The organism is Spirosoma fluminis (genome assembly GCF_054778895.1).
This window is the reverse complement of record NZ_BAAGZD010000019.1, coordinates 31,227-56,821: the sequence shown is the minus strand read 5'-3', so window position 1 is coordinate 56,821 and position 25,595 is coordinate 31,227. Positions and strand designations below refer to the sequence as shown.

19 protein-coding genes are annotated in these 25,595 nt (G+C 51.3%); 10 read left to right on the top strand and 9 right to left on the bottom strand.

Annotation, left to right across the window (positions count from 1 at the left end; all coding sequences use genetic code 11):
- Window positions 1-8 precede the first annotated feature (8 nt).
- The 4 genes from ACYVBJ_RS19270 (at window position 9) to ACYVBJ_RS19255 (ending at window position 3,838) form a co-directional block, all read left to right on the top strand.
- The gene (locus ACYVBJ_RS19270) at window positions 9-1,553 is read left to right on the top strand and encodes a SusD/RagB family nutrient-binding outer membrane lipoprotein (RefSeq protein ID WP_460983938.1); all 1,545 of its coding nucleotides are present in this window, start codon (window positions 9-11) and stop codon (window positions 1,551-1,553) included.
- A gap of 457 nt (window positions 1,554-2,010) precedes the next feature.
- Complete coding sequence (locus ACYVBJ_RS19265) at window positions 2,011-2,526, top strand: hypothetical protein (protein WP_460983937.1); 516 nt, start codon at window positions 2,011-2,013, stop codon at window positions 2,524-2,526.
- 47 nt (window positions 2,527-2,573) lie between these two features.
- Window positions 2,574-3,029 (top strand): hypothetical protein, encoded by a 456-nt coding sequence (locus ACYVBJ_RS19260; RefSeq protein WP_460983936.1) that lies wholly within the window; start codon window positions 2,574-2,576, stop codon window positions 3,027-3,029.
- 254 nt (window positions 3,030-3,283) lie between these two features.
- A complete protein-coding gene (locus ACYVBJ_RS19255; protein ID WP_460983935.1) occupies window positions 3,284-3,838 on the top strand; it encodes an alpha/beta hydrolase in 555 nt (184 codons plus the stop codon).
- Window positions 3,839-3,887: 49 nt separating this feature from the next.
- Here ACYVBJ_RS19255 and meaB read toward each other — a convergent pair whose 3' ends face one another.
- Complete coding sequence (gene meaB / locus ACYVBJ_RS19250; RefSeq protein ID WP_460983934.1) at window positions 3,888-4,862, bottom strand: methylmalonyl Co-A mutase-associated GTPase MeaB; 975 nt, start codon at window positions 4,860-4,862, stop codon at window positions 3,888-3,890.
- A 182-nt stretch (window positions 4,863-5,044) separates the two neighbouring features.
- Here meaB and ACYVBJ_RS19245 point away from each other — a divergent pair, with 182 nt between their 5' ends.
- Window positions 5,045-6,493 carry a pyridoxal phosphate-dependent decarboxylase family protein gene (locus tag ACYVBJ_RS19245; protein WP_460983933.1) on the top strand — a complete coding sequence of 483 codons (1,449 nt, stop codon included), beginning with the start codon at window positions 5,045-5,047 and terminating at the stop codon, window positions 6,491-6,493.
- On the opposite strand, the gene ACYVBJ_RS19240 is transcribed toward ACYVBJ_RS19245, so the two are convergent.
- The 4 genes from ACYVBJ_RS19240 to ACYVBJ_RS19225 all read right to left on the bottom strand — a co-directional run bounded on the left by ACYVBJ_RS19240 (window position 6,488) and on the right by ACYVBJ_RS19225 (window position 11,198).
- Window positions 6,488-8,770 (bottom strand): T9SS type A sorting domain-containing protein, encoded by a 2,283-nt coding sequence (locus tag ACYVBJ_RS19240; protein WP_460983932.1) that lies wholly within the window; start codon window positions 8,768-8,770, stop codon window positions 6,488-6,490. The two genes, ACYVBJ_RS19245 and ACYVBJ_RS19240, sit on opposite strands and share 6 nt — an antisense overlap.
- Before the next feature lie 169 nt (window positions 8,771-8,939).
- A complete protein-coding gene (locus ACYVBJ_RS19235; RefSeq protein WP_460983931.1) occupies window positions 8,940-9,635 on the bottom strand; it encodes a 2-C-methyl-D-erythritol 4-phosphate cytidylyltransferase in 696 nt (231 codons plus the stop codon).
- Window positions 9,636-9,675: 40 nt separating this feature from the next.
- Complete coding sequence (queA, locus tag ACYVBJ_RS19230; RefSeq protein ID WP_460983930.1) at window positions 9,676-10,719, bottom strand: tRNA preQ1(34) S-adenosylmethionine ribosyltransferase-isomerase QueA; 1,044 nt, start codon at window positions 10,717-10,719, stop codon at window positions 9,676-9,678.
- 116 nt (window positions 10,720-10,835) lie between these two features.
- Complete coding sequence (locus ACYVBJ_RS19225) at window positions 10,836-11,198, bottom strand: hypothetical protein (protein ID WP_460983929.1); 363 nt, start codon at window positions 11,196-11,198, stop codon at window positions 10,836-10,838.
- A gap of 204 nt (window positions 11,199-11,402) precedes the next feature.
- Here ACYVBJ_RS19225 and ACYVBJ_RS19220 point away from each other — a divergent pair, with 204 nt between their 5' ends.
- Window positions 11,403-12,383 carry an SMP-30/gluconolactonase/LRE family protein gene (locus ACYVBJ_RS19220; protein ID WP_460983928.1) on the top strand — a complete coding sequence of 327 codons (981 nt, stop codon included), beginning with the start codon at window positions 11,403-11,405 and terminating at the stop codon, window positions 12,381-12,383.
- 75 nt (window positions 12,384-12,458) lie between these two features.
- On the opposite strand, the gene ACYVBJ_RS19215 is transcribed toward ACYVBJ_RS19220, so the two are convergent.
- From ACYVBJ_RS19215 to ACYVBJ_RS19205, 3 genes are all read right to left on the bottom strand, one after another.
- Window positions 12,459-13,097, bottom strand: a complete 639-nt coding sequence (locus tag ACYVBJ_RS19215; protein ID WP_460983927.1) for a 3-keto-disaccharide hydrolase — start codon at window positions 13,095-13,097, stop codon at window positions 12,459-12,461.
- A 76-nt stretch (window positions 13,098-13,173) separates the two neighbouring features.
- Window positions 13,174-13,665, bottom strand: coding sequence for a papain-like cysteine protease family protein (locus ACYVBJ_RS19210; RefSeq protein ID WP_460983926.1), 492 nt, complete (start codon window positions 13,663-13,665; stop codon window positions 13,174-13,176).
- 114 nt (window positions 13,666-13,779) lie between these two features.
- On the bottom strand, window positions 13,780-16,263 hold the full coding sequence (locus tag ACYVBJ_RS19205; RefSeq protein ID WP_460983925.1) for an alpha/beta hydrolase family protein: 2,484 nt from the start codon (window positions 16,261-16,263) through the stop codon (window positions 13,780-13,782).
- A gap of 323 nt (window positions 16,264-16,586) precedes the next feature.
- Between ACYVBJ_RS19205 and ACYVBJ_RS19200 the strand changes: the two genes are divergently transcribed.
- The 3 genes from ACYVBJ_RS19200 (at window position 16,587) to crtD (ending at window position 22,722) form a co-directional block, all read left to right on the top strand.
- Window positions 16,587-20,069 carry a PAS domain-containing sensor histidine kinase gene (locus tag ACYVBJ_RS19200; protein ID WP_460983924.1) on the top strand — a complete coding sequence of 1,161 codons (3,483 nt, stop codon included), beginning with the start codon at window positions 16,587-16,589 and terminating at the stop codon, window positions 20,067-20,069.
- A gap of 186 nt (window positions 20,070-20,255) precedes the next feature.
- Window positions 20,256-21,146 (top strand): PE-PGRS family protein, encoded by an 891-nt coding sequence (locus ACYVBJ_RS19195; RefSeq protein WP_460983923.1) that lies wholly within the window; start codon window positions 20,256-20,258, stop codon window positions 21,144-21,146.
- A 70-nt stretch (window positions 21,147-21,216) separates the two neighbouring features.
- Window positions 21,217-22,722, top strand: a complete 1,506-nt coding sequence (gene crtD / locus ACYVBJ_RS19190) for a 1-hydroxycarotenoid 3,4-desaturase CrtD (protein ID WP_460983922.1) — start codon at window positions 21,217-21,219, stop codon at window positions 22,720-22,722.
- 95 nt (window positions 22,723-22,817) lie between these two features.
- Here crtD and ACYVBJ_RS19185 read toward each other — a convergent pair whose 3' ends face one another.
- Window positions 22,818-24,656 carry an acyl-CoA dehydrogenase gene (locus ACYVBJ_RS19185; RefSeq protein ID WP_460983921.1) on the bottom strand — a complete coding sequence of 613 codons (1,839 nt, stop codon included), beginning with the start codon at window positions 24,654-24,656 and terminating at the stop codon, window positions 22,818-22,820.
- A gap of 156 nt (window positions 24,657-24,812) precedes the next feature.
- On the opposite strand from ACYVBJ_RS19185, the gene ACYVBJ_RS19180 reads away from it, so the two are divergent.
- Window positions 24,813-25,364: a DUF2911 domain-containing protein gene (locus tag ACYVBJ_RS19180; RefSeq protein WP_460983920.1), complete on the top strand. Its 552-nt coding sequence runs from the start codon at window positions 24,813-24,815 to the stop codon at window positions 25,362-25,364.
- Window positions 25,365-25,595: the final 231 nt, after the last annotated feature.

Sequence of the window (25,595 nt, the reverse complement as noted above, 5' to 3'; positions counted from 1 at the left end):
GATTTAATATGAAATTAAAATCATTATTCATAGCCGCTTTTGTGGCCGTGGTTGGTAGTGGTTGTAATAAATCTTTCTTAGATATTAATACAAACCCCAATGTATTGCCAACTGCATCACCAAGTTTTGTTTTCACCAATGCCCTGAACACGACAGCGCGGAATATAGCCGGTAATACGGACGGTCAGGGATCAAGCGAAGTTGGTTTTTACTGGTCAGGACAATGGTCGCAGGGGAATGGGTACATCATCAGTACTACGCAGTTTGCCTACAACTTCACCAACGGTGATTTCAACTACTGGGATGGCTACTACGATAATCTGCAGGATTATCAGTACGTAATCAATAATGCCGATGCCAACAGTCAGAAATACCTGAAAGGACCGGCTAAGGTAATGAAAGCCATGCTGTTTCAGCAGTTGGTTGATATGTATGGTAACGTACCGTATACCGACGCCCTGAAAGGAAGCGCAGTATTGGCACCAAAGTTTGATGATCAGAAGACCATTTATGAATCGTTGATTACGTTGCTGGACGAAGCTATTGTGGATTTAAAAGCTAATCCATTCGCCAGTGCGTTCAACGGATCTGACATTATCTTCAGAGGGAACGTTACGAAATGGGCTCAGTTTGCCAACTCGCTGAAGATGCGCATTCTGATTCGTCAGTCTAAGGTGGCTGGCCGCGAAGCTTACATCAAGACGGAGGTAAACAAGATCGTAACCGAAGGATCGGGATTTCTTACCGGCGAAGATGTTGGTATCGGTGGCCCTTCGTTTTACTTGGCTACGGCCGGTAAATTGAACCCGGTTTATGACCGCTGGGGATACGATGCCAACGGTGCAAAACGGGCTTTGAATAACTTCCCCCGTATATCGCAGTTTGTTGTCAACAGCCTGAAAACGGCGGGTGACACCCTGCGGTTGAAGCGGATCGCCTATGCCAACGGTGGCGAGAACGGAAGTAATCCAGGTGTAAGCACCCAAAAAGAAGTTATGGCAAATTATTCGGGTACTCCCTTTGGAGCAAGTTCGGGGTACCTTCCTGCGAACACCGTTTCGTTAGGACCAAGCCTGATCGTAAAAGGCGATTACAGCCGTCCTTACATTATCATGACAGCGGCTGAAGTGCAGTTTCTGCTGGCCGAAGCAAAACAACGTTACGCAGATATAACGCTTCCGAATGCAGCTAAAGCGTATTTTGAAGAAGGGATCAAGCAGTCGTTCCGTGTTTTAGGCGCTAACGTAGCGGGTGCTGAAGCCTTTAAAAGCAGTAAAATTAACAATTACGACTGGGATGCGTCAACTGATAAGTTAGTGGCCATTGCCATTCAGAAATGGATTTCGCTGATCAACTTGAATGGGTTGGAAGCCTGGGCAGAATACAGACGTACGAACCAGCCGAACATCCCACAAAGCGTTCAGGTGACGGATGCAAAACGTCCGGTACGCTTCTTCTACCCAAATACAGAATCTGGCTCGAACGCGGCTAACGTGGAGGCTCAGGGCACTGTGGATGTCTTCAGCACTCGCTTGTTCTGGGACGTAGATTAAGTTTGCGAATAAACTTTAAGTAAAAAAGGAGACCACCGGCTAGGTGGTCTCCTTTTTGTTTTGAGCCAATAAAAAAGCAGATCGACAAGGCCGGTCTGCTTTCTGCATTACGCTTTATCCAACTATTAAAGTGCAGTTCGACTAGAGAATCTGTTCCAAACTCGGAACAGATTTGACCGGCGGCTACCAACTGGTGTTCACCTGGCTATGCTACCCGTACATTTCAGTCGGAAAGGTAATAGCTAATCTGGCTTAGTTCATAGTTGATCAGAGATGATGTCTATTTTTCGGTATGTATATTAATTTTTCGGTAGCTACCGGGGCCTGTTTCGTACAAAGCTGTTTACCCTACCTATCTAGTGAGAATGCATCGGAACTGGAGAAGTACACCCATGGAGCAGACCCAAACCTTTTGAAGAATTCAGGGTTATTCTATACAATTAATCGACTCAAAGTTATGAAAGACGAGAAAGATGTAGAACGCGATGAAGCGCAGATAATTGGCCGTACAGAAGGCCCATTCGGTACCGATGACACTGATGCTGATGTACATCTTACCGACAATAAAAATAGGGATGAGATAGACGACTCATCCAATGGCCTCGACAGTCTGCAGGTGAGGGGCGGTCAGGATGGGCGCAACAACCGGGGATTTGGCAGTACCGATATGGACAGTAAGAATGGCCTCATTCGTATGGGCGACATGGATAACAGTACGATGGAGGTGACAGAAGAAGCCCAGAAAAGTATTGCTGCGAACGGCGATAAAACCAACACGAGTACGGTGGATGTGACAACGCACGGACCCGACGATTATGCCTCAGCCGAGGAGGTTGGAACGCCAGCGGCCCAGAAAGAAGCCAAAGAGCAGGACGCTGACGACTTCGAGGATGGCTCGCCCGGTGATCAGGTCGACGATGCAGAACAGGTGGCCCAAACCGGTACCGATACCGACCACGCGCCGACGTATTAACTAATGCAACGGATAAAGTAAACAGTACACCATAAACCAACAACGTTATGAGCGTAAGCAGCAAACTTCGCAAAGAGAACGATGAGTCTTTTGCGTCTAAACAACGGCAAAGTACCCAGGGATTAGCACCGGAACAGGGCTTGACCCAGTTGAACGACATCCAACGGGATAACGATCTGCCATCCCGGCAAATACATACCAACGACACCAACTTTGCCGACAATTACGAAGACATTGAACGGTTGGCGGCTGAATCGGATAATGACGGACCCTCTGACGCCGAAATTGAAGAGTCGAAGCGAGCTTCCTGGGGACAACCTCCCATGCCAACAGATGCTGAGGATGCGTCTACCGACGAGGCTAACTCGATGACAGCTTACCAGCAGCCAGATACTACGATGAGCGGGTCTGACTCGGGTGCTGACTGGAACCAGAGTACAACAGAGGGTGCTATTCCGGCGACTCGGGCAAACGAACCGGATCGAACGCTAGGCAATTCGTAAGTACAGACTTGCTTAGCTAAAAAAGGCGAACGAATGGTTTGCCTTTTTTTATGACCTACCGCTAAACTGGTTGAAAACCTGAGCCAAGTTCTAGTTTACGTCCGTAATACGTACCGGTAAGGCTTTTTGGGCACAAATGTGCTATCATCCGATGCAGGTAATCTCATTGTGTGTAGAGGCAAATTGTCCTAAATGCACCTGGCGCGAGAAATGGGTCGGTTGTAAGCTGTTCAACCGTTAATCTTCTGACAAATATGGGTAGCATTAGCAAGCATATCTTATTTATACAGGGCGGAGGAAGTGAAGAAGATTATGAGGCCGATGCTGCCCTTGTTGATTCGCTGCGCGGGATCTTAGGAGAAGCGTATACCATATACTATCCAATTTTGTCGAATGAGCCAGTTCCGGATTTAGGACGGCTTGAGCAGATTGGTAAGGAGGTTTCGGGGATCGAGGGAAAGCCCATTTTGGTCGGCCACTCCTTAGGCGCTTCCATGCTGTTAAAATATGCTTCCGAAAACAAAGTCAGCAAAAAGAGCGCAGGCATTTTCCTGATTGCTACGCCGTTCTGGAGCGGTGACGAAGACTGGAAAGAAGGATTTAAACTACAAAAGAATTTTGCGGACAGGCTGCCCAAGGACGTTCCAGTTTTCTTTTACCACTGCCGCGATGATGACGAGGTCCCGTTTGCTCATCTTGCCATTTACAGGCAAAAACTTCCCTGGGCGAATTTCCGCGAGTTATCCGGCGGAGGTCATCAACTTGGTAATGACCTTACCATTGTGGCGAATGACATCAAATCATTATGAGATGCGAAGCGTATTGACTTTGGTCGTTCCGGCTCGTACGATTCCGGCGTCAGCCAACGGTGAGTTGTTTTACTGCGGGAACGGGCAGAATCGTACCGGCTGTTACCTGAGCCTCGATTTCTTTAAGCCGCTCCTGTACGCCCGGCTGGCTATAAAACCGGGTTTCCAGCTGTTGTTGCAGCAACGCTCTGAACCAGGTTCGTTGCTGCTCCTGGCGTCGCTTTGCACCGTGACCCGTTTGGGTCATCAACTGCTGATGCTCTTGAATGATCTGCCATAAATCCGCTATTCCGTTGTTGAGCAGGGCCGAACAAATAAGTACCGGGGGAAACCAGCCGGTGCCCGTAGGCGGGAAGAGGTGCAGAGCGTTCTGATACTCGACACGGGCGCGATTCGCGGATGCCTGGTTATCGCCATCGGCTTTGGTAATGGCGAGCGCGTCGGCCAATTCCATAATACCGCGTTTCATTCCCTGTAGCTCATCACCGGCCCCGGCCAGCATGAGCAGCAAAAAGAAATCAACCATCCCGTGCACAACTGTTTCGGATTGCCCTACACCGACTGTCTCAACCAGAATTACGTCAAACCCGGCGGCTTCGCAGAGCAGAATTGTCTCACGGGTGCGGTGCGCAACACCCCCCAATGAATCACCGGCCGGAGAAGGACGAATGTAGGCGTTGGGGTCTACCGACAGCGTGTCCATTCGGGTCTTGTCGCCCAGCAAACTGCCTCGTGACCGCTGACTTGTGGGGTCGATGGCCAGCACCGCCAGCCGATGCCCCTGTCCGGTCAGGTACTTGCCGAAACTTTCGATAAACGTACTTTTGCCGACACCCGGTACGCCGGTGATACCAATCCGCACTGAATTGCCGGTGTGGGGTAATAGACGTTCCAGAACCTGTTGCGCTATTGCCTGATCATCGGTACGTCGGCTTTCGACAAGCGTAATGGCCTGGCTTAACAGCAACCGATCGCCAGCCAGAATACCATCCGCATAATGATCAGGAGCAAATCGGTTACGCATAAATACGATCTAGGGCCGAATTAAGTTAACGGAATACAGTCACTCAGCAGTGTACTCTGTCTGTAGCTAACCAATGAAGTTCCGGATCAGCTTCCACAATCGATTGTGAAAACAGTGCACCAAAAATAAGTATTTCCAGGCATCAATTCGTAGCTGTCGCTTTGTCTAAAATTCAATACGTAATGAACACACCGCTATCTACTGCTTATTCCGCCGATCAGTTTCGTCAACAGGCGCATGCATTGGTCGATTTGTTAGCCGATCATCTTGCTCAGGCAAGCAGACTGGATAACCCGGTTCTGGCTTATGAAGAACCCGATGATCAATTAGCGCATTGGCAGGCCGATTTTGCTCAGCCAGTAGAGGCTAATCCACTCGCTTTGTTCGAACGCATGATCCAGCAATCGATTCACCTGCATAACCCTCAGTATATGGGACATCAGGTAGCGCCCCCGCTGCCGCTGGCTGCGCTGACGGGTTTGCTGACCGGACTGCTTAATCAGGGAATGGCTGTGTATGAGATGGGTATGACTGCCAATGCGCTCGAACGTATCGTAACGCAGTGGTTAGCCAGTCGCCTGGCGTTAGGGCCAGAAGCTGGGGGCCTGCTGACGTCGGGTGGTACACTGGCTAACCTGACCGCGTTGCTTACTGCCCGTGCTGTGGCCGCTCCCGCTGATATATGGGAAAAAGGGTATTACAACGAAGGAAACGTTTCCCGCCTGGCTATTCTGGTGTCTGAAGAGGCTCACTACTGCGTCGACCGAGCCGCTCGGATTATGGGGCTCGGCACCGGCGGCATCATCAAAGTACCCACGAACGACCGCTTTCAGATGCGTACCGATTTACTGGAACCTTATCTGGAGCAAGCCCGGGCAAACGGACTAACCGTATTCGCGGTTGTGGGTAGCGCCTGCTCAACCTCGACGGGTTCGTACGACGACCTGGTGGCCATTGCCGATTTTTGCGAACAGCATAAACTTTGGTTTCATGCCGATGGGGCCCACGGGGGCGTTGCCGCGTTGTCGGATACGTACCGGCCGCTGGTACAGGGTATCGAACGGGCCGATTCAGTTGTTATCGACTTTCATAAAATGATGATGATACCTGCTCTGGTTACGGCTGTGCTGTACCGGCGTGATGCGGATTCCTACCGGACGTTCCAGCAAAAGGCGCAGTATCTGTGGACCGACGCAACGGCGAAAGACTGGTTCAACTCGGGAAAGCGAGCGTTTGAGTGCACAAAGCTGATGATGAGCGCCAAGGTGTACGCGGTGCTACGTACCTATGGCGAAGGCATTTTTACCGAAAACGTCGAAACCTTATACGGTCTGGCCCGACGATTTGCGGAGCAGGTACGCCTGCGACCCGGCTTTGAACTTGCCGTTGAGCCGGAGAGTAACATCGTCTGCTTTCGTTACGTAGACCTGCATCTGACCGCCGAACAACTTGATGAGTTGAATGCCGCCATTCGCACCCGGCTTTTGAAAGAAGGACGTTTTTATATTGTACAAACCACGCTACGTGGACGCGTATATCTGCGCGTATCGCTCATGAACCCGCTTACCACTGATGCGCACCTGCTGGCCTTGCTGGATGCAATCAAGGAACTTCGCAACAATCAACTATAGCTTAACCAGTTTTCGGGATAAGACCTGCTTACCAATTACCACGCGGATAACGTAAATCCCCGTCGGCAGGTCAGCCACAGAAAGCCTGAAATCATGTGATCGTAGGGCACGGGGCGACAGTTGAGTTATGACGGCTTGACCGGATAAGTTCAGAAGATCCAAGGTAGCGGGCATGGCCTCTGGCCAATCAAGCGTTACGTCGCAAACGGTCGAGGCTGGTATCGGTTTCACGGCTAATCGGCTATTGAGTGATAACTCAGCCGCTAAAACAATGATCCGTACGTCTGCTGATCCGCTGACCGTCCCTGGACCACAACTATTACGTACCTCGCGGAGTGTGTACGTAGTGGTTTGTTTGGGGTGAACGGCGGGGGTAAGGCTAAAACTGCTTATTGCTGAGTAGACACTGCCATCACTCAACGTTACGTCAAATGGAGGCTGACCAGAAAGTAAAATCGTCAGGTGAGCGGTGCTATCCAGCGCAATGGCCTGGCTACCTGAAAGAGCGGCTGTTGCTGGCTCAGTATGGCTGATCAACAGTGGCTTCGATAAAAAGACTTGATCTGTTTCGCAGCCAGCCACCAGCTCACGAACCACATACGAACCGGGTTGAGTGACTGTTACGGAATCCTGCCTGTCTGTCGGAAGTAATGCGCCGTCTCGTTGCCATGTTACGTTCTGCGGAGGGCTATTTGTGGTTACCATTACACGCTGGCCCGGGCATAAGCTGGTTGAGCCGCTGGTCCTGATCGTTGGCTGGTAGCTGTTATCATAGATTTTAATGGTCGCCGATTGGCTATGCATACAGCTGCCTACTGATGTCAGAAGCGTGTATGTTCCGGATTGATCCGAACGTGACATCGTTAGCTGGCTGCCAGCGCTTGTGAGTGTCTGACCGTCTTTCTGCCATTGGTACGTTTGCCCAACCACATCGGAATAACTCAGCGTAACCGATTGCCGACAGGCTACCACTGACTTCGTTACGGGTGTGTGATTTATCTGTAAAGTAGGTGGCGTGAACGTACTGACTGGATTTACGGTGTGTGGTACCGATTCGGTTGAGCACCCATCCTTTGTGGCAACGACAGAATATAACCCTTCCGTTTTAGGAGAATATGTGGAGCCGGTTACGTCGTAAAGCGTCCGACTGTTGCGACGCCAAGCGTAGCTAACTCCCTCAACTGGATTTTGCACGGCCAGCTTGGATGTCTCATTGCAGTTGCTTGCGTTGGTAATGGATGGAACCCGCGACGGAGTAACGGTAAGATATAGCGGTTCTGTGGTAGCTGTGCAAGAGCGATTCCGAACGCGTACCGTATACGTACCTGATTCAGACGCTTTGAATGGATAAGTCGTACCGTCACCGACAGGTTTACCATCTTTCAGAAAGGTAATTTCTTCAGGCCAGGCTGAACTACGAACCATAAGCGGTATAAATGAACCTTCGCAAATCGTTTGCTTGCCGGTTGGGTGGTTAGCCCATAGTTGCAGATTATTGTCAAATTTAACGGTAAGTGGGTAAGATGTGCCCGAGCAGCCGTTGTCTTTGGTAGTTACTTTAGCCGTATAGGTGCCCTCACTGGTGACAAAAAGCCCCGTTTGCAAAGCGCCTTCAATGAATTTCCCGTCTTTGTACCATTCAACATTAAACCGGCTTCCATAATAGTCAGGAATAAAAAGAGAGCCTCTGGGGTTAGTTACAGCGCAGGCCCCCTGCGCATAATTGTAAGCTTCAACCGGAATCTTTCCCCGATTTACAGCTGGATCGAAAGGTAAAGGCTCTGTTGTAACTGCACACGAACCGTTAGTAATACGTGCTGTGTACGTGCCTGCTTCCCGGGCCAGAATATAAGCGCCTGATTCCTGGTATACGGCTGAGTGAATCTGAATGACTGGTGGTTTTTCAGTAAACGGTTTGCCGTCCCGAAACCATTCAACGGTTGCTAAGCCCGTGTTATAGTTCAAAAGCATGTAACGGCTTCCGTCGCAGGGGTCAGGGAGGTTGCTCGCATTATCGGCCGTCCAGAGATACGGTTTGTCTAAGTTAATGGTGTTTTCGATCGTGATCGTCTGAGAACTCACCGAGCGGCTTCCCGACCGTATTCGTACCGAATATGTACCCGCTTGCCGGGCCGAGTAAGTTGATGACGTAGCCCCGTCTATATCTTTTCCGGCCAGTTGCCACTGGAAGGTACAATTTTCGGGTACGCCGTAGCCCATGTAAATCAGCACGTAACTGTTCGCGCATAACGAAGGAGGGCCGTTCGTTTTAAGCATCGGACACAATAAGCTATCTGACGACGATTGGGCGTTAACCGGTGAGCTTAGTGCAAGGTTGGACAGTAAAGCAGTTATTATGTATAAGAACAGACGAGGGTAAAGTTGACGCATACGTAATTGTAAAGGGGAATTCGGTCTGTGTTGATAGCTGAGAACTTAGTCTCCGTTATCTCAGATCTTCGGGGGTGGTGATTTTAATGTTCTCGTAGGAGCCTTCGATCAACGTAACAGGGAAGCCCGCATGTTCCACCACACTGGCGCAGTCGGTGAAGAACGGTTGTTCTTCGCCCTGAAAGGCCGTCCGGAACCGATTTAATTGAAACGTTTGTGGGGTTTGAACAAGCCGGTACTGACTCCGATCCACGGCCCGGCTTCGGCCATCGGCGTCAACAACCCGCACCGAATCTTTTACGGGTACGCAGGTCACTGCTGATCCGGTAAGGGCGGCCGTCTGGAAGCTTGCTTCGATAATCTCCGGTGAAATAAACGGACGCACCCCGTCGTGTACGGCTACTAAACCTTCTGGAGCGGCAATGCTACGTAATCCGTTCCGAACTGATTGAAAGCGCGTTGCGCCACCCGGAATTGTCAGAATAGGAGACGCAGGAGTCGGGTAAAAATTGTGCTGTTCGCAGAGGGAGACCCAGGTAGGTAAGTCGCGGGCTGGAAGCACAAGAATAAGCTGAGGAGCTGGCGAAACGGCCAGAAACCGTTCAATCGTATGTTGTAGAATGGGTTTGCCGTCAACTAGCAGAAACTGCTTCGGAATATCGGTCTTCATCCGACTGCCACTACCGCCGGCAACAATAATGGCAAAGCGTGGGGTGGTTTGAGGGTTTGGTTGCTTGTCGGTTACCTGCATAAGGCAAACAAACAACCAAACCGACAAACAACCAAATGACCTATAAAATCAGCATGGCATCGCCATAGCTGAAGAAACGATATTTCTCCTTGATGGCTACTTCGTAGGCATGTTTAATCAGCTCATGTCCACCAAACGCACTAGTCATCATAATCAGGATCGACTCGGGTAAGTGCAGGCTGGTAAGCAGCGTATTGGCAATCTTGAAATCGTAAGGCGGGAAAATAAACTTGTCTGTCCAGCCTTCAACCGGTTTCAGGCGGCTGTTGGCCGATACCGACGATTCAATGGCTTTGAGGGACGTAGTACCTACGGCGCATACGCGCCTGCCCGCGTCCAGAGCCGTATTAACCGTCTGGGCGGCTGGTTCACCAATTCGGTAGTTTTCAGAATCCGTTTTGTGCTTGGTCAGATCCTCTACGTCAACCTGCCGGAACGTACCCAGACCTACGTGAAGCGTAATGGGCGCGAAATGAATGCCTTTAATCTCCATCCGCTTCATCATGGCGCGGGTGAAGTGCAGGCCGGCGGTTGGAGCCGCTACTGCGCCAACGTGCTGAGCAAAAACAGTTTGGTATAGGTCGCGGTCGGAAGTTTCGGCCTCGCGGTTGATTTCGCGGGGTAGGGGAGTTTCGCCTAATTCGTCGACCGCTTTCATGAACTCTTCGTGGTTGCCGTCGAACAGAAAACGAATGGTACGTCCCCGTGAGGTGGTGTTGTCGATGACTTCAGCGACCAGATCGCTATCCCCGAAATACAGTTTATTACCTACACGGATTTTGCGGGCCGGATCAACCAGGACATCCCAGAGTTTCATTTCGCGGTTCAGTTCGCGCAGGAGAAAAACCTCGATTTTAGCACCGGTTTTCTCTTTATTTCCATAGAGCCGGGCCGGAAACACTTTGGTATCGTTAATCACCATCACATCACCGTCGCCGAAATAGCTCAGTATATCCGAAAATTGCTTGTGTTCAATGGTTTTGGTTTTACGGTCAACGACCATCAATCGTGATTCACCCCGTTCAACCGGGTACTTGGCAATGAGACTTTCGGGTAAATCAAATTTGAATTCGGATAACTTCATGGTATATCAGCACGAAAAAGAACGACGCGTTTTTTGTAAAGGCCGCAAATATAAGAAAAAAGTCCGGGAAATTTGAAAGGTTCCGGACTTTTTTCTTGCAAATATGACAAAAACGTTTATTGGCCTGTTGGTAACGTGTTGATCGGTTTAACGGCTCCATCGGTATTGACCTCAGCCCGGTCACTCACGTTGAATTTAGCCATCAGTTCCGGTGACACTTCATTCGCGTAGGTGCCCTGCGCCGATACGAACACGCCTTTCATGCCATTGGAGGCTGTAATAGCGTACAACGTCATTTCGTCGCCGGGGTCGGAGGTGCCCTCGAACCGGTGAAACTCGTCTACGTTAAACTCTTCACTTTTCAGTTTTGTCTCGGTACTCTTTTCTTCCAGAAAATCTTTCTTGGGACCAAATTCGTGTGTGTAACCGCGTGCCCGCAGGTCTTCCATGGCTTCGGTTAAGGTGGTGAAATGTTCCATAACATTGTAGTGGTTATCTAAAGCTCATAACTCAAAAAAAGGCAGATGGTTTTACCGCCGGGCAGGTACTGAGCTACGGCAATCAGCCGCGATACGTAGTGAGACCCGCAGATTAAAATTTTTGAAACAAAAAGGTTAAGTAACTATTTGTGTCTCTGGCATACGTAATGCCTGGCTATAGCACATACACTTAACGTTTATTCAATGAAAACGAACTGGTTTACGCCTGTAACCGTACTGATTGCGGCCTGTGGTTTGTCGGCCTGCGAAGATCACCGCGACAGCCCCAATGCCCCCTTTCCCGAACGAATAAATTTTATCGCCGAGCGGCAATATCCGGAAGGCATCACCTATTCGGCGCAGCTCGGAAAGTTCCTGGTGACGTCGGTAACGCAGGGAAAGATCGGAACGGTCGATACGGATGGCCGTTACGAAGACCTGCTGTCGGACCCGGCGCTTATCAGTTGTAACGGAATCAAAGTGGCCGATGGGCGCGTGCTGGTCTGCAACAACGATCAGGGTGCTTCGGACAAAAGTACACCCCAGACGATCCGCCAGACGGCCGAACTGGTGGTGTTTAATTTAAATACCCGCCAGTTGGAACGCCGGATTGACCTCGATGCCCTGCTGCCCGCGGCCGAACCCAATTTCGCCAACGACCTCACCCTGGCACCCGACGGTACCGTCTACGTAACGGATTCGTTTTCGCCGGTTATTTATAAAGTAACCCCGTCGGGAGAAGCGAGCGTTCTGGTTCGGGATGATATGCGGTTTTCCAGCCCTACGTTTGGTTTGAATGGAATTGTTTACCATCCTAATGGCTACCTGATTGTGGCCAATACGGGACAGGGTAAACTCTACAAGGTAGACTTGCAAAACGGCAATGCAGTATCGGAGATTACGGGCACGGGTGCGCTGCCCGGCGATGGACTCACCTTGTCCAACAATGATCTGTACGTGGTAACCGGCGGAGGAAGCCGGGTTGCACAGGTACGTAGCAGCGACAACTGGCAGACGGCCTCGGTCGTGAAAACGGATGAAAACGGTTATTTTCAGGCAACGACCAACGTGGCCGTGAATGGCCGGGTATACACCATCAACGCGCGAATTGGTGAAATCAGCGCAGCCATGGGCGATCGGTCCAAACTGCAGTCCCGTGATTACAGCATTCAGCAGTTCAGATAATCTGATATAAAAACAGCCGGGTGCAAATGAGTCAATTCCTCATTTGCACCCGGCTGTTTAGGTTTGCCAATCCGGTTAATCAGGCAGTACTTTCAGCATAATGTCTTTGAACATCACTTTACTCTTGGGGTCATGGCCCTGGAGGGCAACCGTGCCGCTGCTGAGCTTTTTGCCGGAAGTGCTTCGGCTGATGCTGTCGGGTTCAGTATAATTGTTAATGACCTTGTCGTTGATCTTGATGGTCACATTTTTACCCTTGACGATGATGTGCTCTGTATACCATTCGTCGTCTTTCACGTACACATCTTTCACATCCTGAAGGGCGTACACACTGCCCGTTTTGCGCCAGTCGGTATGCGTCTGGTTCACCTGAATTTCGTAGCCCTGAGACGGCCAGCCTTTTTCCTGATAAGCTGTATGGATAAACATGCCCGAGTTGGCACCAGGCATTGTTTTCACCTGCGCTTTCCACTCGAAATTTTTGAAATTGTGATTATTCACCGGTCCATCGTAGAACAGGTGAGCGCGGGGCCCAAATACAACGATAGCTCCGTCCTGAACACTGAACGTAGCGGGGTTTTCGGCGGCTTTCCAGCCGTTGAGCGTCTTTCCGTCGAAGAGGCTAACCCATCCATCGGCTTGTGGCCGAATCAAGGCAAGGCTCGAAACGCCAAGTAACAGCACAGCGGCAATTGCAAAAAAGCGGATTTTCATAAAAACGGGCGTTTGTCTTTAGAGTATAAAGACAAACGCCCGAAAACCTAATCATTTTGTTTACGAGAACGTAGCGCTACCCCCACCAGAATGCGTGTTCAAAGGCATTGGGGTGCGTTTTTTTGAAATCGGCAAAGGTCGTAACGCCTGAGCTGGCCTGCCCATCGGGTTTTGGATCGCTCCAGTACACTTTCCCATTTTTAATGCCCGTGACAACAAAGAAATGCGAATCGTTACCACTACCCGCTAACCGGCCCGCTACCATCACCGGCGATTGACTGATCTTACTGCCCACCACACTGGTATCGCCGTACAGTCGCTGGTACTGTAACCGGTTTCTGGACGCAAATTCCGTTAGAATGCCGCTATCCATGAGTAATCCCTGGTTTTGGCCAAGCCAGCTGTCGTAGTAATTCACTGAATTATCATACAGCGACACTGGCCAAGGCATTCCAGAATAATATCCCCAATAGATGTTATACATGTTCATCGAATGCGTAGCGGCCAGCCAGCAGCCATACTTATAGCTTTGCGGAAAAATAGTGAAGTTGTGACGACGATCTGCCATACGTAGTAGAGACTAAAGGTATCTGATAGTGATCTGTTAGTCGTGAATTTACAAATCAGGCAAACAGCAAGTAATCACTTTATTAACGAACGGTCAATCGTCGGTACGCTTCATTTATTTACCGCCACCCAGCTTACCAGCCTGGGGGCCACCCTGATCCGCTGGGGCATTTTTTACGTATTTGTCGAGCCAGCCATTCATCTCGTACAGCATGTGCAGCAGCGATTCCTTCGCGGTGTAGCCATGGCTTTCGTAGGGTAGGAACACAAGTTTAGTGGTGGCACCGAAGCCCTTCAGGGCGTTGTAATACCGCTCCGACTGGATCGGGAACGTACCGGTGTTATTGTCCGCTTCGCCGTGAACCAGCAGCAAGGGCGTTTTCATTTTGTCGGCATTCATGAAGGGCGACATCTTGTTGTATACCTCCGGAGCCTGCCAGTAGCTGCGCTGTTCGTTCTGGAATCCGAATGGCGTCAGGGTACGGTTATACGCGCCACTGCGGGCAATACCCCCTTTGAACAGCCTGCTGTGCGTTAAAAGGTTCGCGGTCATAAAAGCGCCGTACGAGTGACCGCCTACGCCAACCCGGCCTGAATCGACAACGCCCAGCCGAACACCTTCGTCAATAGCCGCTTTGGCACTGGCCACCAGTTGATCGACATACGTATCGTTGGGTTCTTTGTCGCCTTCGCCAACGATCGGGATGCTGGCGTTATCGAGAATCGCGTAGCCCATGGTGACAAACGCAGCCGCACCCCAGTAGCTGATCCGATTGAACTGATATGGTGATCCGGAGACTTGGCTGGCGGCATCTTTGCTTTTAAATTCGGCCGGGTACGCCCATAAAAACGTGGGGAGCGGACCCTGTTCTTTCTTATAACCAGCGGGCAGATACAAGGTAGCCGTCAGGTCAACGCCGTCGTTACGTTTATAACGAAGCTGTTGTTTCTGAACGCCTTTTAACTGGGGGTACGGATGCGGAAACTGCGTAACCTGAATGGGCGCTATCCGCGCTTTTAAATTCCGGACGAAGTAGTTCGGGTTTTCATCCGGGGTTTCGCGCGTGGTCAGAATGACCTGCTTGGCCGCGTCAAGTATAGCGACAGGCCGCTCGAAATACGGGGCCGCCGACCGCCAAAGCTGTTTCGACTGTTTGGTTTTCAGGTTTAACAAACTCACAAACGGACGGTCGCCTTCGGGCGAGGCACCCTGCGCGTTTATCAGCAGAAGCTCATTGTTCGGCAGCAGGTTCAGCACCTCCCGGCCGTATTGGTTGTGCTTCGTGTCGGGGTCACCTGGGTTGCTATACCGGTCTTCGTAGGAGCGATCAAACAGCACGTCGGTCTGCCAGTTACTGGGGTTAACCGTTTTCGTAAGTTCTTTACGGGTCTGCCACCAGCGTTCACTGGCCAGCGCTACCGACTCATTGCCCCACACAAAATTGTCGAACCGGAACTGAGCCGCGTAAATCTCTTTTGGCTGAGTTGAGAAAGGCGCGTCGATCAGGTAGACTTTGTCCCGAACGTCGGCTTTTATTTTGGGGTCGCCGTTATCCTGCGCAACGGTGTAATAAACGGAAGCCGGGGCATCGGCCCGCCAGTTGAAATCGCGCGGACCCGTCGGAGCACCATCCCGGCTGTAGGGTACGCTTTCCTGCAATGGACCATCGTTCAGCGTTTTCACCAGCGAACCCGCTATGGCATAAACTTCGGTTTTCAACGGGAAACGGTAGACTGGAACCAGGTACGAAAACGGCGTATGCACTGTTTCGATCATGACGTATTGCCCGTTCGGCGAGGGGTCGGCAGAGGCAATTATACCCGGCTGGCCAATCGGAGTGGCCTGTCCGCCGAGGGTTAATCGAACCACCTGCGCCGTGGCGTAATACGCAAACTGCCGTTCGTCCGACGGATTCTTGAGCAGATCCTGATACGTGGGGGCCTGACCACGCTTGCCGCCTACGTTCTCCTGAACCGTTGGACCAACCGGTACGCGGCTCTCTTCCGGAGCTTTACCGCGCGAAGCGGGTATCATTTTCACAATCAAACTTTTGCTGTCGAATACCCACCGGTAGGGCGTACCCATCACGGCGTTCAGCGCAGCGCTGCCTACTTTGGTCGCGGTTGCCGTCGCGACATCGGTTACGTAGAGATCAATTCGGGTATCTGTCGAGTTGGCAAAAGCGAACTTTGTTTCGTCGGGTGACCACTGCACGTAGCTGATCTGCGCGTTGGCTGGCAATCCCTTCACGGCCACTTCCTCTTTGGCTGTCAGCTTTTTCAGCCTCAGACCCGTTACGTAGCGGGCCCGGCTCGGACCGTTGTTGGCCGGGTTCATGCGTAAGCCCGCCAGCTTAAGTTCGGGCTGCGCCAGTTCGGCAATGGTTGGGGCGGCAGCCTGCTCCAGAATCAGCATAACATCGCCCTTGCTGGTAACACTGACGCCCGGCGTCGGCGGCACCGTAACCAGATCAGCCAGTGGTTTCGGGGGCGTCTGGTACGTAGGGGCATCCTGGGCCTGTAGGGCGGGAGCCAGTCCCCAAAAAACGGCCACTAAAAGCAGCCGGTTCTGCCAGGAGAGAGTTGGATGAGAAGTCATTCGTTAGACGAGTGTTGTAAGTAGTAAAAATACGGCGAAACGGCCACGAAGCGAAGTGTTTTGTTGAAAGGATCGTGTATGTGGCCACGAATGCGCTCTTGATGCTGCCAATTTGATAAGCAGGGGCCTGAGTAAATTCTGTGGTTCAGCAATTGTAAACCAAGAGGCTGTCTGTTAAAAAATACAGCGGTAACCGGTACGCCAACCGATTGATCTGAAACCTGTTGAGATCGTACCCAATCGTTTAAAGGAGCGAGGTAAAAATGAGTGTGGCGTAAAATAAGTAACTTGCTATACTTATCAGCGTCTGCGTTACGTCTTCTATGTCAACCGATCAGCCTTCTGATGCTCTTTTTGCTCAATTTTTTGATGCCCTTCCTGATTCCGCCTTTTATTTGAAATCGGTTCGTACGGACCAGGACGAGTTAATCGATTTTTTGGTTGCCTACAGTAACGAGAAAGGACGTACCCTAACCAAATGGTTGTTTCAGGCTGATGTCGGCGAGCGGATGTTTGGGGGCGACAGCCAGCGCCAGGCCTTTCTGCAACCGATTTTTCGCCAGTACGGGGCTGTTCTGCAGACTGGTGAACCCCAGGAATTCAACTTTCTCAGCCCGCTGGGTCATGGTCTTGTTCATGTTACCCGTTCGCGGATGGGCGATGGTATTCTGGTGGTTGTTCGGAACGTGAACTCACGAGATCAGCAGCCTTCGATTCAACCCGAATTAGCCGATTTGCTGAGCGGTATTTTAGAGGCTTCCCTGAACGGCATTATCATGTACGAGGCCATCCGGAACGAGTCTAGAGCTATCGTCGATTTTCGGTTTGTTCGGTTCAACACGGCTGCCAGGCAGATGATGGCGCTGACCGATGCCGTTGTCGGTAAGTCGATGCTCGATGAACTGCCGGGTGTTAAAGAAGCTAATTTATTCGATCAGTTCGTTCGGGTAGTTGATTCGGGGTATCCTGCCCGGTTCGAAACGTCGTATCCTAAGGCTGACGGGCTTTGCTGGTACGAAATGTCCGTTGTGAAACTTGGCGACGGTTTTGTAATTACTTTCAACGACATCACCCAGCGCAAACAGGCGGCTCTGGAGGTAGAACGAGCCGCCCGCAACAACAAGCAGCAGGCCGACCTGCTCCACAGCGTACTGAATAACTCTCCCAGCGGTATTAAAGCGCTGGAGGCCGTTCGTGATGAGGCTGGTCAGATTATTGACTTTTCGGTTACTGTCATCAACAAAGCGGGGGCAGATGTTCGGGAGCGAGCCATTAGCGACTTGGTTGGTCAACGCGCACTGGCGACTTTTCCGGGACTTCGCGAGGCCGGTTTGTTTGATCAGTACATTCAGGTAGTTGAGTCGGGTGAACCGCGCCACCTTCAATCCATCTATTACGGAGATGTGTGGTACACCATGGACCTTTCGCCCTTTGGCGATGGCCTTGTTGTGACGTATACCAACATTAGTGACAGTAAGCAGGCTGCGCTGAAGATTGAGCAGCAGGCCAACTTCCTGAATAGCGTCCTGGATGCCAGTTCAAACGGCATTATTGCCGGGCGGGCAATTCGAAATGCGGATGGCGATATTGTGGATTTTCTGATCGAATCCACCAACCGGCAGGCGGCCAAGATTGTGCAGTTAACCGTCGACGAAATGTTGGGGCATAGTGATCTGGAGCTTCGTCCGCGTCTGCGCGAAGCGGGGATTTTCGACGTTTACGTTAAAACGCTGGAGACCGGCGAACCTCAGTTCATCGAAACGTACTACAACGATGGTCGGCTGGATCAATGGGTCAATATCAATACGCGCAAAATTGGTCAGGATGAATTAGTGGTTACGTTCGCGTCGGTCACCGATTTCAAACGAACCCAGCAGGCACTCGAGGAGGCTGCTAAAGACAATAAACGACAGGCCAATCTGCTCAACAGCATTCTCAACAGTTCACCTAGCGGCATCATGTCGTTGGAAGCTATCCGTAACGAAGCTTGGGAAATTGTTGACTTTTGGTACGTTATCGGCAATGCATCAGCCGGACAGTTGCTGGGCTTTCCGCTTGAAACCCTGCTGGCAAATTCGCTGCTAACGAACCTGCCCGGTACGACCGAATCGGGATTGTTTTCGCTGTATGTGCAAACCGTTGAAAGCGGTGAGCCAAAGCGCGACGTAATACGGTATAACTACGATGGACTCGACAACTGGTTTGACGTATCGACCCGCCAGCTCGGCGACGGACTGGTGGTGACTTTTTCCGACGTTACCGAACAGAAGCGGGCGTCGATGGACGTTGAGCAAACGGCGGATCTGCTTCAGGCCATTGTGAACAGCTCTCCGACCGCTCTGGTGTTGTATGAGCCGATCCGGAACCACGAGGGAGCTGTTATCGATTTCAGCTACAAGTTCGCGAATCCGGTAGCTGCTGCCGCTACGGGCCGGCCGCTGGATTATATGCAGGGAAATACGCTCTTTTCCATGTTTCCTGTGGCCGCCCAGCAGGGATTTTTTGATCGCCTGCAAGCCGTATTGCAAACGGGCGAACTCCAACAGTACGAACAGCACTTCCTGGGCGACGAGGTCGATTTGTGGGCCGAGATTACCATGGTCAAACAGGGTACGGATGTGCTCACCGTGTTTCAGTACATCACGGAGCTTAAGCGGGCCCAGCAGCAGCTCGAACGGCTGACCGTAGAATTACAAACCGTTATCGATACGTCACAAACAGGCATTTTTCTGTTTACGCCCGTTCGTGACGAAACGGGCGACGTTGTCGATTTTCGCTTTCGGGTGGCCAATCGCCAATTAGCGTCGTACGTTGGTCAGTCTCCCGAAACGGTCATTGGCGCGCTGGGCAGCACGTGGTTTCCCGATTACAAGACCAATACCTTATTTGAACGCTACCGGCACACCTACGTTACCGGCGAAACGCTGCGGTTTGATTTTCATTATGATGGCAGCGGGATCGACGTCTGGCTCGACATCATGTCGACGAAGATGGGCGATGAAGTCCTGGTGACCTTTGGCGATTACACTCCGCTGAAACGGCTGCAGAAGCAACTCGAAACGTCGGTCGTCGAGTTGCAGCGATCAAACAAAAACCTGGAACAGTTTGCCTACGTTGCGTCGCACGACCTGCAGGAGCCGCTGCGCAAAATTCAGGCCTTTGGCGATGTTATCCAGAGTCAATACGCTCCTTTGCTGGGCCCGGAAGGCAGTGATATGATTAACCGCATGCAGTCGGCAGCGGCCCGGATGCAGGTCTTGATTAAGGATGTGCTGGCCTACTCACGTATTGCGACTAAACGCGAAGCGATCCATTCCGTGAACCTGAACCTGTTAATTCAGGAGGTTTTGACTGATCTCGAAAATGCGATTGCTGAGAAACAGGCCAGCGTACTTGTCGACACCCTGCCCAAGGTGAACGGGGACCTGGCGCAGCTGCGTCAGTTGTTTCAGAACCTCATCAGCAACTCGCTCAAGTTTGTGCAGACTGGCCGCGCCGAGCGTCCAAAAATCACGATTACGGTGAAGCGAGTAATAGGGCATCAGACAACGATCACGGTTTTACCCGCCGATCTGGACCGTGAGTTTCACCTGATCGAGGTAGCCGACAACGGTATCGGATTCGAGCCGCACCACGCTGAGCGAATCTTTCAGGTGTTTCAGCGGCTGCACAGCCGATCCGAATATCAGGGAACGGGCATCGGTTTAGCCATCGTTCAGAAAGTTGTTGAAAACCACCAGGGATACATTGCCGCTGAAGGTCGGCCCGGCGAAGGGGCCACCTTCCGGGTATTTCTCCCGGCGTAGCGGTCAGGAACTGAGCCCGGCGCATCGTTTGCTGACCGATTAGTAAAACGATACGTTGCCCGTTACTTCGAAAACAAGCCCTGGGCGTGAACAACACGGGCCTATTTGGGTAGTATTATTGAGCACCGATTTACTATTTCGTTGCTTGTTTCGTTACTTTGACGACAGAATTAACCTGAGTACTTCATGCGTAATCTTGTTTTGGTGATTGGCTTATTGGCCATGGTGTCGTGCAAACTGGAAGTTGCCAGCGTTTACACCGCGCAATTTTCATCCGAACCGACTGTTGCACAAGTGCAGCCCGGCCAGATCGACGAAGCGTCTGGCATGGCCGACAGCCGAAGCCAACCCGGCAACCTCTGGATTCAACAAGATAGTGGAAGTCCTGCCGAACTGGCCCTGCTGGGATACGATGGCAAGGTGAAAGGAAAAATAAAAATTCCCCAGTTCAGTAACCGGGATTGGGAGGAGCTGGCGATTGGCCCTGGCCCGCAGGATGGCGTGAACTACATCTATATTGGCGAGATAGGGGATAACGAAGCTCAACACCAGATCAGCCAGATATATCGGTTACCCGAACCTGCTAATCTGCAAACGCCCATCACGCAGATCGAACGGATCAACTTCCGCTACCCCGATGGGCCGCGCGATGCCGAAGCCATGTTTGTGGAGCCTCAGACCAAAGACATTTACATTATCTCGAAGCGGGAGCAGAACGTGCACCTGTACCGGATGAAGTACCCCCAGAACGTAAACGAAGTAACGGTGGCAGAGCCGTTGGGTGAACTGCCTTCGTTCGGGGACGGCCTGACGGGCTACGTTACCGGAGCCGCCATTTCGCCGGATGGTTCCGAGATTTTAATACGTACCTATGCCAACATCCTTTACTGGAGACGTGATGCCGGCCAAAGCGTTGCTGATGCGTTGCAGTATGGTACGGCGCGCCGGTTAACGTCGCGGCTGGAGCCACAGGGCGAAGCCATTTGTTTCGAAAAAGACGGTAAGGGCTTCTTCACCATCAGCGAACGCGCGGGTGCATCCTCCGTCAACTTGTATTATTACGGTCGCCAGCAATAAACATTATGGGCTGAATCGGGTAGTAAAGATGGATGACGCTTATCTGTCTATCTACACGATTCATCTCTGAATGAAAGCTGCTGTTATTGGAGCCGGTATTGCCGGTATTGCCGCGTCGATACGATTAGCTGTAAAAGGATACACGGTTGATGTTTTCGACGCCAATGCGTATCCGGGCGGCAAACTCTCCTCGTTTGACCAACTGAATGCTCACCAACAAGCTTACCGCTTCGATGCTGGTCCGTCGCTGTTCACCATGCCGCAATTGGTGGATGAATTGTTCGAACTGGCCGGTCGCAACCCCGCCGATTACTTTAACTACGTCCGTCTGGACGAAACCTGCCGTTACTTCTGGGATGATGGTACGCGCCTGACGGCCTGGGCCGACCAGAAACGCTTTGGCCAGGAGGTCGAATCGGTACTGGGCGAACCGGCTGAACACCTGCATCGCCATCTGAAGGACAGCGCCTTAAAATTTAACGTAACGGAGAATCTGTTTTTGCACCGGTCACTGCATAAAGCATCGACCTGGCTTAATCGGCACGCGCTTCGGGGATATATAAACCTGCCCAACTTAGGCGTCTTCGGTACCATGAACGAAGCCAACGAAGAGCGGTTCAGTCACCCGAAGCTGGTGCAGCTGTTTAACCGCTACGCTACGTATAACGGCTCCAATCCTTATCAGACTCCGGCCACGCTGAATATTATTCCACATCTGGAATATAATATCGGTGCATTTTTTCCAACGAATGGCATGGTCGGCATCACCAGCAGCCTGGTGCGACTGGCTGAAGATTTAGGCGTTCGATTTCACCTGAATACGCGGGTTACGCAGATCAATACCAACGGGACTAAAGCGGTTAGTCTCACCATCCAGGAGCCAGCAGAAGCAGACAGCGAACCGGTAACAAGTTCTGTGCCCTTCGACCTGTGTATTTCCAACATGGACGTAGTGAATACGTTTCGTAAGCTCTTGCCGGACGCCCGTCAGCCGGAGCGGATTCTGCGTCAGCCCAAGTCGAGTTCGGGCTTAATTTTCTACTGGGGAATTCGAAAAACCTTTCCTAATCTCGGCTTGCATAACATATTTTTCAGCAACAATTATCGAGCGGAGTTTGAGCATCTTTTCAACCGGAACCAGTTGTATAACGACCCTACCATCTACTTGAACATTACGTCGAAATACAAACCGGAGGATGCACCGGAGGGTTGTGAAAACTGGTTTATTCTGCTCAATGTGCCTAACAACACCGGTCAGGAGTGGGACGCCATCATCGAGCAAGCCCGGTGGGATGTTATCCAGAAGCTGAATCACAATCTGGGCGTAGATATTGAGCCGTTGATCGAAACCGAAGCGATACTGGACCCGCGCAGCATTGAAGCAAAAACGGCCTCCTCGCAGGGGGCGCTGTATGGCAATAGCAGTAACAACCGGTTTGCCGCCTTTCTACGGCACCCTAACTTTTCGCGCCAGTTCTCCAATCTGTACTTCGTGGGCGGAAGTGTTCACCCCGGCGGTGGGATTCCCCTATGTCTGCTATCCGCCAAGATCGCTACTGACCTGATCAGGAAGTAGGGTCGAATCTCGGGTTGAAGAAATTATAATACACTACATTTTCGCGCATAAACCAACCGCCACTTCGCGAAGTGGCGGTTGGTTTATGCGCTTATTTACAGTGCCAGTTCTTTCTCTGACACAATCGTTAAAACTTCCGGGTCTTTAAGCCGCGCAGCAAGACCTAACGTTTTTGGCACTTCGTAGTGAAAATAAAACTTCATCGTATGAATCTTTCCTTCGTAGAAGGCTAGTTCATCGCCCTGTGGGTTTTGCGTGAGCAGCGCTTGCCTGGCCACTACGGCTTGTTTTAGCCACTGCCAGGCTACAACCACAATGCCAAACAACTCCAGAAACAACGTAGCGTCGGCCAGATAACGCTCGATATCGCCTTTCGTCGCATGGGGCATGATGGACATGATAACCTCCTGAGTACGGATTAGCTCTGCTGCCAACTGGTCGGCGTAGGGCTTCAGATCATCGTATGTGCTGCCAGCGGCAATGGTTCTGCTGATTTCGGCAAAGAGCAACTGGGGAGCTTTTCCACCCTTCATGGTCATCTTGCGACCCAGCAGGTCCTGCGCCTGAATGCCGGTGGTTCCTTCGTAAATCGGCGTTATGCGAATGTCACGATACAACTGCTCAACCGGAAAATCTTCGGTATAACCATAGCCCCCGAATGTCTGCAGGCTTTGACTCACCGATTGCACGCCCATTTCTGATGGATAGGACTTGGCAACCGGCATGAGCAGGTCAAGCATCAGAAAGGCGTTTTCTTTCTCGTCTCCCTCCGCAACCTGGCTGATGTCATACAAGCGGGCTGCTTCAACCAGCAACGACAGGGATCCTTCGGTAACCGCCTTCTGAAACAACAGCATCCGCCGAACATCAGGGTGATTGATAATAGGCGTCTGCGGAGCGTCGAGCAGGTTTTTCTCGTTCAGCCGCCGACTTTGCGGACGTTCTTTGGCGTATTGCAGCGCAGCGTGATAGGCCGCCGTAGAAATAGCCGCTGCGGTCATGCCGACGCCGATACGTGCTTCGTTCATCATCTGAAACATGTAGGGCAGCCCCCGATGCGGTTCGCCGACCAGATACCCAATCGTGTTGTCATTAGAGCCCATAGTCAGGTGCATGGCGGGCACGCCCTTCTGTCCCATCTTATGGTACACACCCGTAGACTGCACGTCATTATCGACAAAATTTCCCGGCGTGGATTCGCCATTGTCATCCGGCCGGTATTTAGGCACGACAAACAACGAAATGCCTTTCGTCCCCTTAGGCGCTCCATCAATACGGGCTAGCATCAGGTGAATGATATTGTCGGCTGCATCGTGGTCTCCGGCCGAGATAAACACCTTCTGACCGTTGATTTTATAAGCTCCCGGGGCGTTGGAGTCGCCGTCTGCCAGCGGAGTTGCGGAGGTTGTTACGTCCGAAAGCGACGAACCTGCCTGCGGTTCGGTCAGAGCCATAGTGCCCTGCCACTTACCCGCCAGCATGTTCGGTACGTAGCGTTCGATTAGTTCCGGCGAGCCGAAGGACGTAATGAGGTGAGCGGCTCCCGACGTAAGGCCCGAGTACATCATGCCATTGTTGGCCGCCATCAGAATAAAGCCCACACTAGAACTGATCATCTGGGGCAGTTGCTGACCACCGTGCTCAAATGACAGCCCCGCCCCAATCAGACCCGCTTCGCCCAGGGCTCGCATGAACTCCTTGATCTTGGGATGAACCGTAACCTGCCCATTTCGCAGTTCGGGCTGGTTCTGATCGACCTCTTTCAGGTACGGATGCATAAGGTTGTCGGCAATGTACGTAGCCGAGTCGAGCACCATATTGAACGTTTCGCGGTCGTGGGCGCTGAAATAATCATATTGAGTCAGTTCCTCTGCCTTAAATACGTCGTGGAGCAGGAATTGCAGATTACGTTTGCTGAAATACGGCGTTGCCATACGGAGAAGAGATGCTAAATTGATAGTTAGTATGCGTGCATACTGTTTAACAGTAAAAATACCAAGTTACAGGCTAATCTTTATATTGTTCTCAAAAAACTATCGTTTACTTTGCAACGTATCCTAAAATACACTTAACAAACCAACAGCTTAAGTATGAAAAATCTAATTGCAATGTTCGTTTTCCTGTTTGCGATGGTATCGCTGGCCCAAGCACAAGATAAAAAGGCGCCAGCTAGCCCACGCATTACGGCCGAAAGCCCCGACAAGTCTATCAAAGTGATGTATGGTCAGCCGTCGAAAAAAGGCCGGGCTATTTTCGGGCCGGATGGATCGAGCAGCCTGGAAAAGTACGGTAAAGTATGGCGGACCGGCGCGAACGAAGCCACGGAGGTTACGTTCAAAAACGACGTAATGTTCGGCGGTAAAATGGTAAAGGCTGGTACGTATACCTTATTTAGTATTCCCGGCGAGAAAGAATGGAGCGTTCTGCTGAACAGTTCGCTGGGTCAGTGGGGAGCCTATGATTACGAAAAAATCAAAGGCAATGACGTAGCGATGGTGAAAGTGCCTGTTTCGATGAGCAAATCACCAATCGAAAAGCTGACCATTACGCCCTCGAACAATAGCATCGCTATTGCCTGGGATAACATGACTGTTTCGGTACCCGTAATGAAGCACGGGCAGTCTGGCGGTTCTGGCAACTAATTTTAAGCTGAATTCAATAACAAACAAGCCCGATCTGGCAGATCGGGCTTGTTTGTTGTAAACCATTGTAAATGAATAGGTTGAAAACTAAAGGTGCGTTGTTTAGCTTAGTCGGGTTATTCGCCGAGAGTTTATTGGTAACTAGTTATCCAGTTTATTGGCCGGTAAAGAATTAAATGACGGGTAAGTAATTAACAAACAAACGTTTATAGCGTTATTTGTGTAGTCGAA